The 12,368-nt window shown below is 60.9% G+C and carries 11 protein-coding genes; 6 read left to right on the forward strand and 5 right to left on the reverse strand.

Annotated features, from left to right (window positions below; genetic code table 11):
* Positions 1 to 72 precede the first annotated feature (72 nt).
* Together ACQY5P_RS03685 and ACQY5P_RS03690 are read left to right on the forward strand one after the other, a co-directional pair.
* Positions 73 to 951: a dienelactone hydrolase family protein gene (locus tag ACQY5P_RS03685; protein WP_428409495.1), complete on the forward strand. Its 879-nt coding sequence runs from the start codon at positions 73 to 75 to the stop codon at positions 949 to 951.
* Positions 952 to 1,029: 78 nt separating this feature from the next.
* Complete coding sequence (locus ACQY5P_RS03690; RefSeq protein WP_428409496.1) at positions 1,030 to 1,350, forward strand: polyhydroxyalkanoic acid system family protein; 321 nt, start codon at positions 1,030 to 1,032, stop codon at positions 1,348 to 1,350.
* A gap of 51 nt (positions 1,351 to 1,401) precedes the next feature.
* Here ACQY5P_RS03690 and ACQY5P_RS03695 read toward each other — a convergent pair whose 3' ends face one another.
* From ACQY5P_RS03695 to ACQY5P_RS03705, 3 genes are all read right to left on the reverse strand, one after another.
* The gene (locus tag ACQY5P_RS03695; RefSeq protein ID WP_428409497.1) at positions 1,402 to 2,433 is read right to left on the reverse strand and encodes a hypothetical protein; all 1,032 of its coding nucleotides are present in this window, start codon (positions 2,431 to 2,433) and stop codon (positions 1,402 to 1,404) included.
* Positions 2,434 to 2,523: 90 nt separating this feature from the next.
* On the reverse strand, positions 2,524 to 3,897 hold the full coding sequence (locus ACQY5P_RS03700) for an amidohydrolase (RefSeq protein ID WP_428409498.1): 1,374 nt from the start codon (positions 3,895 to 3,897) through the stop codon (positions 2,524 to 2,526).
* Between the two features lie 8 nt (positions 3,898 to 3,905).
* Positions 3,906 to 5,525: an amidohydrolase family protein gene (locus ACQY5P_RS03705; RefSeq protein ID WP_428409499.1), complete on the reverse strand. Its 1,620-nt coding sequence runs from the start codon at positions 5,523 to 5,525 to the stop codon at positions 3,906 to 3,908.
* 80 nt (positions 5,526 to 5,605) lie between these two features.
* Between ACQY5P_RS03705 and ACQY5P_RS03710 the strand changes: the two genes are divergently transcribed.
* Positions 5,606 to 6,625, forward strand: a complete 1,020-nt coding sequence (locus ACQY5P_RS03710) for a VIT1/CCC1 transporter family protein (protein WP_428409500.1) — start codon at positions 5,606 to 5,608, stop codon at positions 6,623 to 6,625.
* Here the strand turns inward: ACQY5P_RS03710 and ACQY5P_RS03715 are convergent.
* The gene (locus ACQY5P_RS03715) at positions 6,622 to 7,599 is read right to left on the reverse strand and encodes an SDR family NAD(P)-dependent oxidoreductase (RefSeq protein WP_428409501.1); all 978 of its coding nucleotides are present in this window, start codon (positions 7,597 to 7,599) and stop codon (positions 6,622 to 6,624) included. The genes ACQY5P_RS03710 and ACQY5P_RS03715 overlap by 4 nt on opposite strands.
* A gap of 185 nt (positions 7,600 to 7,784) precedes the next feature.
* On the opposite strand from ACQY5P_RS03715, the gene ACQY5P_RS03720 reads away from it, so the two are divergent.
* From ACQY5P_RS03720 to ACQY5P_RS03730, 3 genes are all read left to right on the forward strand, one after another.
* The gene (locus ACQY5P_RS03720; protein WP_428409502.1) at positions 7,785 to 8,162 is read left to right on the forward strand and encodes a BlaI/MecI/CopY family transcriptional regulator; all 378 of its coding nucleotides are present in this window, start codon (positions 7,785 to 7,787) and stop codon (positions 8,160 to 8,162) included.
* Entirely contained in the window at positions 8,149 to 9,783 is a 1,635-nt protein-coding gene (locus tag ACQY5P_RS03725) for a M56 family metallopeptidase (RefSeq protein ID WP_428409503.1), read from the forward strand. Before ACQY5P_RS03720 ends, ACQY5P_RS03725 begins: the two co-directional genes overlap by 14 nt.
* 128 nt (positions 9,784 to 9,911) lie before the next feature.
* On the forward strand, positions 9,912 to 10,967 hold the full coding sequence (locus ACQY5P_RS03730) for an NAD(P)/FAD-dependent oxidoreductase (RefSeq protein ID WP_428409504.1): 1,056 nt from the start codon (positions 9,912 to 9,914) through the stop codon (positions 10,965 to 10,967).
* 212 nt (positions 10,968 to 11,179) lie between these two features.
* Here the strand turns inward: ACQY5P_RS03730 and ACQY5P_RS03735 are convergent, their stop codons facing one another.
* Positions 11,180 to 12,355: an acyl-CoA dehydrogenase gene (locus ACQY5P_RS03735; RefSeq protein ID WP_428409505.1), complete on the reverse strand. Its 1,176-nt coding sequence runs from the start codon at positions 12,353 to 12,355 to the stop codon at positions 11,180 to 11,182.
* Positions 12,356 to 12,368 lie beyond the last annotated feature (13 nt).

Consider the following 12,368-nt stretch of genomic DNA (forward strand, 5'->3'; position numbering starts at 1 on the left):
GTATCCGCCCTTGAGGTAACGTATTGAATTCGTCTTTCGCGCAATTTTCATCCAACAAGGAGCAGACGTCTCATGTGTGATGACAAAACCGTCGCCGACAATGAAGTCTATCTCAGAAAGAAAGCGGCGCTGTCGCGGCGCGATTTTAACGCGCTCGCCGCGGGCGCGGGCGCTGCGATTATTCTTCCCGCGCCTGCGAACGCCATGGCCGTCACGGAAAGCGTAGTTACCGTGACGACGCCAGACGGCGAGGCGGACGCTTATTTCGTGCATCCGGCGAAAGGAAAACACGCGGGCGTCATCATCTGGCCGGACGTCATGAGCATTCGGCCGTCCTACAGGCAGATGGGCAAGCGCCTCGCCCAGTCCGGTTACTCCGTACTCGTTGTAAATCCATATTACCGCACGCATAAGGGTGAAATTCTCAACGAAGGCGAAACTTACGCCGATCCGGAAGTGCGCGAGCGCATCGCCCCGCATCGCAGTTCGCTCTCGCCGGAAACCATTGTCACCGACGGGAAAGCCTTCGCTGACTTTCTCGACAAGAGCGGCGCCGTCGACAAGAAGCGAAAGCTTGGCGTCACCGGCTATTGCATGACCGGCTCTTTCGCCATGCGCTGCGCCGCGGCGATGCCGGACCGCGTCGGCGCCATCGGCTCGTTCCATGGCGGCGGCCTCGCGACGGACGGGCCGGACAGCCCGCATCTCCTGATCCCCCAGATGAAGGCGAGCGCCCTCTACGCCATCGCCGAGAATGATGACGAAAAGGATCCCGAAGCAAAGACGAAACTGCGCGAGGCCTATGACGCCGCCGGCCTTACAGCCATAATCGAAGTCTATGAAGGCGCGATGCATGGCTGGTGCCCGCCGGATTCGCCGGTCTACAACCATGTGCAGGCGGAACATGCCTGGTCGCATATGCTGACCTTGTTCGCGGACGCGCTCGCCTAAGCCAAACTGGCCTGAACCAAACTTGATCCCGGAGGAACAAACCCCCATCTGAGGCGTTCCGAAAGGAAAGGAGCGCCCATGGCCCGGCCCGTCACCGTCACCATTTCTCACGACCTCGGCAAGGATGGCGCGCGCGCGCGCATCCGTGACGGCTTCGGTCAGTTAAAAGGCTCGATGACCAACGGGCTGATGTTCAAGTTCACCGAGGAATGGACGAGCGAGGACACGCTGTCCTTCACCGCGAAAGGCCTCGGCCAGACCATTACCGGCACGATTGATGTCTTCCCTGAGCATGTGCGCATCACGGCGACTCTGCCCGGCCTCCTCGCCTCACTGGCGGAATCGATTTCCGGCAAAATCGAAAAGCAGGGACAGATTTTATTGGAGCACAAGTCTTAAGTCAGCAGCCTTCCAACAAAGCAGAGCAATTTCAGGCAACCGCCCTTCCCACTATCGGACTCGACACTGGCCCGCGACCCAGTCAGCATCGATGCGCGCCTCGCATTCTTTTTGATAGGTCGATTTATAAGGCTCCTGCGTGAACGGGTCATCCTTGTCGGGTGATTTTTCGTATTTGCGCATTGCCTCGCGCCAGATTTCGCCAAGCTTGTCCCAGTCGCTTTCATATTGCGCGATATACCCTGTGACATCACCGTCCAGTCTGGCCCCGGTCTGCGCGGAATAGGTGACGCCCACCGGGCCGTTGGTTGCAAGCATCCATGCCGGACCCGCCGTCCCGAAAACGCGCATTTCCGCAGTGTTCAGGGCGCCGGCCACGCCGTCATTCTTCGCCTTTTCCATAATGTCCGTCAGATCGACGAATTGAGCCGGCAACGGCTCTTGAAAAAACCGTGATCCGTCATTTTCGAAGCTGCGCATGGCGTATTTTGAAAGGTCGAGGCGCAACATGTCGCCCGAAGAGCGGGAATAAAACGTCAGCGTAAGTTTTGCACGTCCTATCGGCGACTCCGCAACGAAGATCCATGTCGGCCAGGCATCCTCTCGCCATGGAATAGCCTGTGTGGCTAGTGCGGACGCCACAAGCTCCGGCAAGTCGAGAGGTATCTCTCGTCCGTTCACGGTCGCCGTTTCAAATAAAGGCTTTAGTTCCGAACGCCGCCATTCTGCGGAGACCGGCAGCAGGCCAGGAATTGCCATCTCCAAGGTCGATGCGTTCGGCCGCGTGAACGCTATGTCTCTTGAAAGACGCGGATCATAAGCGCTCTCGAAATGAATAATGTTGTTGGAGATTGTGTAGGAGCCGCCATCGCTCGGCGTCCCATCTTGCATATGCGTGGCGTAGGATCCGTCCTGCCTTAGTTCGAGGATGTTCAGATAAGACTGTCCAACGGCGTCCTGGTAGCGCATCTCCCACACGCCGTCGGAACTCTTTAACGATCCGGAACCTGCTTGCTGATCGCATGCGCCGGTCAGAGCGGCGAACCCGGCGAAAATAAAGCAAAAAAAGAACCGCACCGTCATAGCATCATCCTCGAATGAAAATGCGCGCAACAACCATCGGCAGTACACAATAGGCGCCCCCAGACAATCCAGACAATTCAGTTTCTCGAGTTAATCCCCGAACAACTCCAGCGCACCCGCCGTCATTGCGGTGACGCCGGTTTTGAGCGCGGGCTCCGGCTGCGGCGCATAGAAGGGCGAGTGGTTCGCCGGCGGCATAGGGGCCTTGCCTTCCTGCCCGGCCTTGAACGCTTTCGGATCGACCGAGCCCGTCCAGAAAATCACTGTCGGGATGTCGTCGGCGGTGCGCCCGAAGCGGGAGAAATCCTCGCCGCCCATGCTGGCCGGACGTTCGTAGACATGTTCCTGCCCGATATGGCCGGCGATGGCGGACATGACGCGCATGGTCATCTCTTCATCGTTGTAAGTCGCGGGCGTGTAGTCGCTGGCGAGCTTCACTTCCGGCATCAGATCTTCCGGCAGGCCGGCGGAGCGCGCCTGCGCGAAAGCGATGCGTTCGATGCCTTTAAGCAGCGTCTGTCGCACCTCGTCGGAATAGGACCGTACGGTGATTTTGAGATGCGCCTGATCCGGAATGATGTTGTGTTTGTAGCCGGCCTGGAACGACCCGACGGTGACGACGCCGTCATCTTGAGGGTTAAGTTCGCGGCTGACGAGGGTCTGCAGCGCGGTGACGATCTGTGAACCGATCATCACCGGGTCTTTGCCCATATGCGGCGCGGACCCGTGGGCGCCGATCCCTTTGACGATGATGTCGACGCTGTCCACATTGGCGAGCGCCCAGCCCGGCGTATAGGTGACGTCCCAGGACGCGTCCCAGCCTGACGTATGCGTCGCGAGAACGTAATCCGGTTTCGGGAATCTCTTGTAGAGCCCGTCCTCGATCATCGCCATGGCGCCGTAGCCGATTTCTTCCGCAGGCTGACCAATGAGAACGAGGGTTCCCGACCACTGGTCCTTCATGTCGACCAGCCGGCGCGCAGTTCCGATCAGGATCGCCATGTGGCTGTCATGGGCGCAGGCATGCATCACCGGCGCTGTCTGGCCAGTGTAATCTTCGGAGACGACTGTCGAGGCGTAGGGAAGCCCGGTTTTTTCCTCCAGCGGCAGCGCGTCCATGTCGGCGCGCAGCATCACCGTCGGCCCCTCGCCGTTTTCCATGACGGCGACGAGACCGTAACCGCCGACGCCCTCGCGCACTTCGCCGGTCTCGGCTTTCGCCTTGGCCTTGGTCCATTTGTCGCCAAGGCCCGTCGTCACCGTGAAGCCCAGCCCCTCAAGCTCAGAGGCCATGCGTTTCGCGCTTTCGCTCTCCTTGAAAGAAAGCTCAGGGTTCTCATGGAAGTGCTTGTAAAGATTGAAGACGTAGTCGTAATCCTCAGCCACCGCATCGGTCAGCTCGTCGGCGTTCGCGGCGCTCGTCAATGCAAACAGGGCGGCGGCGGAAAGCAGAAATTTTTTCATCTTCGTCCTCAGTTTCCTTGCAACTCAAAATCGACAATCGGCATGGGGCCCGGCGCGACGCCGAGGCGTTGTTTCTCCGCGGCGACCATGTCCTTGATCTCATCGCGCAGTTTCGCGCCCTCATAAACGACGCCGTTCTTCACCACATAGTCAACGCCGCCGACGCGAACGGGACGATTGGTCTCGGGGTCCAGCTTCACATGGCCCGTGGCGTAGAGCGTTTTGAGATTGGCGAGCGGGTTTTCTTTTGTGATGACGAGGTCCGCGCGCTTGCCCACTTGAACGGAGCCGGTTTCGCCCTCAACGCCCAGAATCTTCGCGCCGTCGAGCGTCGCCGCCTTGATGACTTCGAGGGGATGGAATCCCGCCTCGCGCAGCATCTCCATTTCTTCGATGAACCCGAAGCCGTAGGTGGAATAGATGTAGCCCGCATCCTCGCCGACGCCGACCTTGCCGCCGCGGTTTTTGTATTCGTTGATGAAGCGCATCCACAGCCGGTAATTTTCTTTCCACGCCGCTTCCTGTTCCGCGCCCCAGTCGAACCAGTAGGAGCCATGGGCGTTGCGGTCCGGCGCGTAGAACTTCCAGAGTTCGGGCATGGTGTAGTCGTCATGCCATTCGGCCCGGCGCTTCCGCATCCAGTCGCGGCTGGCGGAATAGATGGAAAAGGTCGGGATGATGGAGAACTCGCGCTGCAAGAGCGTCGACATCACCTCTTCCCAGCGATCCGTTCCGGGGCCCGCCGCCTGTTTCCAGAGCTTGCCTGCGTTTTCGAAACGGTGCTGTTCGTCATTGTAGTTGTAGTCGAGCGGGTAATCCTGAAGCGTACGGTCGTCGAACAGGGCTTCCGGCAATCCGTACCAATGCTCCATGGAGCCGAGGCCATGCGCCGACGTATCCATGACATCTGCGTGCGCAACATCGAGCTGCGCGTGGTGCATCGTGGTCTTGAGCCCCTGTTTCTTCGCTTCTTCGAGACCCGCCCACAAAATCTCTTCCGGCGCGCCGAAGAATTTAACGCCCACGGCGCCGTCGCGCTTCAACTGGCGAATGCGCGCCCGCGCCTGATCCGGCGTATCGACTTCGCCGGCGGTCCAGCCGCGAAACACCGGATAGGGATAGATGTTCGGCGCATCGATCTCATTACGCGCGGAACGCGCCGCCACGCCGGACGTCCAGGCGGCGCCGGCGCCGTTGCCAAGTTCGCGCACCGAAGTGATCCCATGCGCGAGCCACAGCTTGAAGACATAGTCCGGAGGCACGCCTTGCCCGTCTTCAAGATTGTGGATGTGCCCGTGCAGATTGACGAAGCCCGGCAGGAGGAACATCCCCTCAGCATCGATCTCGCGCCCGCCCGCTTCCGGCCGGCTTTCAGCGCGAATGGGAAGGCCCGGCGCGCCGACGGGAACGATACGGGTGATCTTGCCGCCCTCGACCACAACATCCGCGGGCCCGAAGGGCGGCGCCCCGGCCCCGTCGATGACCGTGACGCCCCGGATCACCAGCCGGTCAAAGGGCCCCTCGCCGAGGCTGCGGTCCGGAACCTCTTGCGCCGAAACTGCGGCGAAAAGAAACGCGACAAGCGTCGCGGCTATTGTTGCAAAGCGCGCAAACTGTCTGAAGATCACCCCAAAGCCCCTTTTGTTTCGGCCAGTCTAACCCATTCGCGGGAAAGGCAAAGCCCGGGGCCGAAAAGCAGGAACTCGTCATGACGAAAGATCATCTCGAACGCTGGAAATCGGAAAAAACCGCCGCTTATCTGAGCGCCGCCGTCGCGAGCGCCGAGCCCTCTCCCGCCGGCAAGAAGCTCTTCACGGGCATGGCGAAAGCCGCGGAGGAACAGGCCGCCATTCTTGCGAAGGATTTCAAGGCGCCCGCCTTTTCGCCGTCTGCGCGGGCGCAACTGATCGCATGGCTCGTGGCGCGATTTGGCCCCCGGAAGATGAGGCCGGTTCTGGCGGCGGTGAAGGTGCGCGGCGTTTCGTTTTATTCCGGTCCAGTCATCCGGCCTGGCCATCCGATGCCCACGGATGTCGAAAAAATCGGCCAGCGCCATCAGACCGGCGCGGGGTCGCTGCGCGCGGCCGTTTTCGGCGTCAATGACGGTCTGATTTCCAACACGTCGCTGGTCATGGGCGTTTCCGGCGCGGCGCTTGCGGCAAACGATGTCGTATTGACCGGCGTCGCCGGTCTTCTCGCCGGCGCCTTTTCCATGGCGGCGGGTGAATATGTCTCCGTCAAATCGCAGCGGGAAATGTATGAACACCAGATTTCGCAGGAGCGCGAAGAACTTGAGCTTTATCCGGAAGAAGAGGCGGAGGAACTGGCGCTGATCTATCACGCGCGCGGGATGGCGCTGGAAGACGCGCGGAGCTTCGCGCTCGATCTGATTAAGGATCACGATGCGGCGCTCGACGCATTGACTCGCGAGGAGCTGGGCCTCAACCCCGACAATCTCGGCTCGCCTTTCGGCGCGGCGTTCTCGTCGTTTGTCGCTTTCACTTTCGGCGCGATCATTCCGCTTGTTCCGTTTCTCCTCGGCGCAAAGACATCCGCCGTCCCCATCGCCGCCGCGCTTGCCGGGATCAGCCTCTTTATGATCGGCGCGGTGCTCAGTCTCTTCTCAGGAAAAAGCGCGCTTGGGGGCGGGCTTCGCATGGCGGTGATTGGCGCGCTCGCCGGCGGCGCCACTTATCTCATCGGATCGCTTGTCGGCGGCGCGGTTTAGGCTGACGCGGCCAGCACCATCTCTTCGGTCAAATCCCAGAGGCGTTTTGCGGCGGCGTCATCCACCGCCCATTCCGCGACATTGACCCAGCGCGGCGCTTCCGGCGTCGACATGGCGGCGATGTCGCAATCCTCGCAATATTCGCCGCCCCGATTTTCGAGGAGCGGACTTGTCGCCGCCCAGAGCAGGGTCGCGGCGCCCTCCGCAGGCGACTTCACATATTGCCGCGCTTCATCGGAAAGCCCGCCGCCGGGCTTTACCCAGCCCATGGCGATCAGTTCGTCTTCCGTAATGTGGCGCTGGATATCCGTGAACACAGGGCCCGGATGCACCGAGAAGGATTTCACGCCGTCCTTGCTGCGGCGGTTGTTGATCTCCAGCGCAAAGAGGGCATTTGCTGTTTTCGACTGCGCATAGGCGAGCCATTTGTCATAGGGCTCTTTTTCGAAATGAATATCGTCCCAGCGCATGCGGCAACGCTTATGGCCGACCGATGACGTCGTCACCACGCGCGCGCCATCGCCATTCATCAGATAGGCCATCAGTTCGCGCGTGAAAATAAAATGGCCGATATGGTTCACCGCGAACTGGTATTCCCAGCCCGGCCCGATGCGCGTTTCGGGACAGGCCATCACGCCGGCATTGTTGAAGAGAAGATCGACATTGTTGTGGCCGTCGCCGATCTCCACCGCCGCTTCATAAACGCTGGTGAGATTGGCGAGGTCCATTTCAAGGGTCGCGACCGCAAGCCCGGCGGAGGCGAAGGCTTCATCCGCCTTGCGCTTGTCGCGAGCCGGCGCGATCACTTCCGCGCCCGCAGCGGTCAGGGCCTTCACGACTTCAAGGCCGATGCCGGAATACCCGCCGGTCACGACGGCGGTTTTTCCGTCGAGTCTGACGCCCTCCATGATTTCGGAAGCGGGCGTATGAGGCGTGAAGCCTGTCCCTAACGGTTTCTGGTTTTGCGCGGCCATCGTGAAAACTTTCTGATGCGCGAGATTTATATGGTTACCGGGGAGTTGACGCATAACAAGCCGCCGGTCCGGGTGCAAATTCTCCCAAAGACGGAGCGAGGCCCTGGCGCGACAAACCCTATTGACCACAAATGTAATCCATGACATGCCTACACTTGTAGTCAACGGAAGGCGACGGCGCCGACATGACCAAACAGATCACAAGAGCCGAATTTCAGATCATGGACGTCCTGTGGGCGGAAAGCCCCCTCGCGGCGGCCACGGTCGCCGAAAGGCTGGCCGCGGAAACCGGCTGGAGCCTCAAGACCGTCAAGACCCTTCTCTCGCGCCTCGTCGAGAAAGGCGCCGTTGAGACGACGCCCGACGGCAGGCGCTATCTCTACAGCCCGAAAGTCTCCCGCGGCGCCTATGCCCGCCGCGCGACGCAACGCCTCGCCGACCAGCTTTTCGGCGGCCGCGCGGCGCCCCTCGTCGCGCATCTGGCGGAAAGCAAGGGCCTCTCAAACGAAGACCTTGAAGAACTCGAAAACCTGATCGGGGAGTTGAAACGTGACAGCCATTGATCTCCTCCGCTGGATTGGCGAAACCTCGCTGGCGCTCAGCATTCTGATTGTCCTGGTGCTGATCGTCAGGAAGCCCTTTGCAAAAGCGTTCGGCGCCCGCGCCGCCTATGCGCTGTGGCTCGCTCCAGCGGCGCGGCTGTTCCTGCCGGAACTGAAACTGCTGCCGGCGCCGGAAGCCGCAGCGCCTCCCCTTGTTGAACCAGCCCCAGCAATCGCGGCGTCCGGTTGGGAGACGGTGGTTGCGCCGCTTCCGTCCGATGTGGAATTCCTCAGCTACGGTTTCGACTGGCTCTCGCTCGCCGCCGGCGCCGCACTCTTCCTGTGGGCGGCGGTCGCCGTCGCCTGGTTCTCTTTCGCACTCGAGCGTCAGGGCCAGTATATGCGCGCCCGTTTCGCCGCCTCGAAGCCTGCGTCCCCTTCTGTCGCCGCCATGGCGCAAGCGATTTCACAAGAGCTTCGCCTCGCCCGCGCGCCGCAGATTCGCATCAATATGGATGACCACGACGGCCCCTGCCTCATCGGCCTTTTCCGGCCCGTCATTTTCCTGCCCGCGAGTTTTGATACGTCCTATGCGAAAGCCGAGCAGCGCCTCGTCCTCGCCCATGAGATCGCCCATGTGGCGCGCGGCGACATGGCGGCGACGCTCGCGGCGCTGGCGCTCAAATCCGCGCAATGGCCGAACCCGCTGGCGCATATCTCATTTTCCGCTTTTCGCGCCGATCAGGAAGCCGCCTGCGATGCGTTCGTGCTCGCTCGCTGCGGCGGCGCCGAAAGCCATTACGCCGCCGCGATCCTCAAATCCGTCCGCAGGGAGATGAACGCGCCGCAAGCGGCCCTCGCCCTCGCCCATCCCGTCAAGGAGAGAATAATGTTGCTCAAGTCACGCAAGAAAAGCCCCATCCGTCTCGCCGCCGGCGCAGCCGCCGTTGCTGTCTTCACCACCGTCAGCCTCGCCGCGACCGCGTCCTACGGTTTCGCCGATGCGCCCAAAGCGCAAGCCGGCAAAGAAGCCAAAAAGAAATCCTACAGCAGGACCGTTATTTCCGTGGATGACGGCGAAACGCTGGAAGTTCCAGGATATGATAATGTGGGCATGATTGACGTCGAACGCAAAGACGGCGTGCGCACGGTGCGCGTCTATGACGAGAACAAAAAACTGCTCACTGAAAACGTGTACGGACCCGCGCAGACCATGCCCTTTGAGCAAGTCGTCACTGTGAAAGACGGCGAGCGCCGGACGATCAAAATCAATGGCGAGGCACTTCCTGCTCACCCCGCGGCCCCTGTCGCGCCGGTCCCGCCGATACCGGGCGCCGCCTATGAAGTCATCGTCTCCGGCGATCATGGCGACCACGACTTCGCCATGGCCCATTGCGACGGCGACGAGAGCGCCCCGATGGTGATGGAGTGGAGCGATGAAAGCGACGATGGAGAGCGGACATTCATCACGCGCCAGGTTCTTTGCATGGATGGCGACGAAGCCGATCCCGCCAAACGCGCCGAAACCCTGCGCAAAATGATCGCGCAACTCGAAGAAAATGCGAAGCGCGAGGAAGAGCGCCGGGATGCAATGATCACCCGCCTGCGCGAGCAACTGAAAGAAGCTGAAAAGCAGCAATAGGGCCTGAAGCCGCTTCAGACAAAGGGCCCTTCGGGGCCCTTTTTTGTTGCCGTTGGCTCGCAACGGGCTCTTCCCCGGGTCCCCGGAACTCGTCTAGGCTTCCCGAAAATTCTACGGGAGGAAGGTCGATGGCCGCAGCAACCGTGGAGAGCGTTCCGCCGGGCGGGTCTCACGAGACCGATGTCATTATCGTCGGGGCGGGTCCTTGCGGCCTTTTCGCCGTATTCGAACTCGGCCTTCTTGGCGTCAAGGCGCATCTCATCGACATTCTCGACAAGCCGGGCGGCCAGGCGGCCGAGCTTTATCCGGAAAAGCCGATCCTCGACATCCCCGCGATCAAGTCGATCACCGGCGAGCAATTGACCAGACAACTGCTCGACCAGATCGAACCCTTTGGCGCGAAGTTTCATATGAACGAGATGGCGGTGTCGCTTGACAAAACGCCGGAAGGAAAATGGACCATCGCGACAGATCTGGGCACGAAGATCACCGCGCCGGTGATCGTGGTCGCAGCCGGAGGCGGTTCGTTCCAGCCGAAAAAACCTCCTATACCGGGCGTCGACGATTTCGAGGGCCGGTCGGTCTTCTACGCCGTGCGGGAACGCGAGGCGTTCAGGGACAAGAACATTGTCATCGCCGGCGGCGGCGATTCCGCCCTCGACTGGACCCTGAATCTCCAGCCCATTGCGAAGTCCGTGACCCTCATCCACCGCCGCCCGGATTTCCGCGCCGCGCCGGACAGCGTCGAGAAAATGCACGCCCTCGCCAATGCGGAGAAAATCGATTTCCAGGTGGCGCAGATAAAGGGCCTCAAAGGCGCCGAGGGCCGGATCAGCGCCGTCTCCGTCGAAAGCAATGAGGGCGGCGCCTATGACATCCCCTGCGACACGCTGCTCGCCTTTTACGGCCTGACCATGAAGCTCGGCCCCATCGCCGAATTCGGCCTCAACCTCACCGAAAACCGCATCGAGGTGGACACGGAAAAATTCGAAACGTCGGTCCCCGGCATTTTCTGCATCGGCGACATGGCCTGGTATCCGGGCAAGCTGAAGCTGATCCTGTCAGGCTTTCATGAGGCGGCGCTCATGTCCCATGGCGCGTTTCACTACGTCTTTCCCGACAAAAAGCTCAAATTCCAGCACACGACATCTGCGAAAGATTTGCAGGCGCAGGTTGGAAACTAGGCCCCTTCGCGCCTGCAAAATGACCTTTGCTTGTCCGCGTGCTACATCCGAGCCGGGGACGCGTGAACCGACCGGCTTCAAGACCGGACGCCATGCAGCGGATGCGCCGTCCTAGGAGGAAACGTCCTCGCGAGGAAACGCCACCGGACGGCGCCAGGCGCCGGCAAGCACCGCTACAGGCGAGGCAGCCGGCGCCGCCATTTCAAAAATTTTTATTGAAATGCCTGCAGGCCCGTCATGGCGCGTCCGAGGATCAGCGCGTGAATGTCGTGCGTGCCCTCATAGGTGTTGACGGTTTCGAGATTCACGGCGTGACGCAGCACATGATACTCATCGGAGATGCCGTTGCCGCCGTGCACGTCGCGGGCGATGCGCGCGATCTCCAGCGCCTTGCCGCAATTGTTGCGTTTCATCAGCGAGATCGCTTCGGGCACATAGGCGCCGCTGTCCAACAGGCGACCGAGCTGCAGCGAGCCTTGCAAGCCAAGCGCAATTTCGGTCTGCATGTCGGCGAGTTTTTTCTGAACGAGCTGCGTGCCGGCGATGGGCTTGCCGAAGACCACGCGGTCCATGGCGTAGTCGCGCGCCGCCATCCAGCAATATTCCGCCGCGCCCATGGCGCCCCATGAAATCCCGTAACGCGCCTTGTTGAGACAGGAAAACGGCCCGCGCAAGCCTTTCACATTCGGCAATAGCGCGTCTTCCGGCACGACCGCATCGTCAAGCGCGATCTCGCCGGTCACTGACGCGCGCAAGCTGAGCTTGCCTTCGATCTTCGGCGTCGCAAAGCCTTTCACGCCACGTTCGACGATAAAGCCGCGGATCTCGCCATCGAGTTTCGCCCACACGACCGCGAGATCGGCGATAGGCGAATTCGTGATCCACATTTTCGAACCGTTCAATTTATAGCCGCCCGAAACTTTCTCCGCGCGCGTGCGCATGGCACCGGGATCGGAGCCGCCGTCAGCTTCCGTCAGTCCGAAACAACCGACCCATTCGCCGGTTGCAAGTTTCGGCAGATATTTCTTTTTCTGTTCTTCCGTGCCGAAGGCTTCGATCGGATACATGACGAGCGAAGACTGCACCGACATGGCGGAGCGATAGCCGCTGTCTACGCGCTCGACTTCGCGGGCGATGAGCCCGTAAGCGACATGGCTCGCGCCGCCGCCGCCATATTCCTCCGCGACCGTCGCGCCCAGCAAACCCTGGCTTCCGAGTTCATTCATGATCTCGCGGTCGAAGCGCTCTTCGCGGTTCGCCATGAGAACGCGCGGCATCAGCTTGTCTTGCGCATAGCCGCGGGCGGCGTCGCGGATCATCCGCTCTTCATCGGAAAGCTGGGTTTCAAGGCTGAGCGGGTCCTGCCAGTCGAAGGTTTGTTTGGTCATTTTCGTTTTTGCG

It is taken from the genome of Hyphococcus sp. (assembly GCF_965267305.1).
Classification (GTDB): domain Bacteria; phylum Pseudomonadota; class Alphaproteobacteria; order Caulobacterales; family Parvularculaceae; genus Hyphococcus.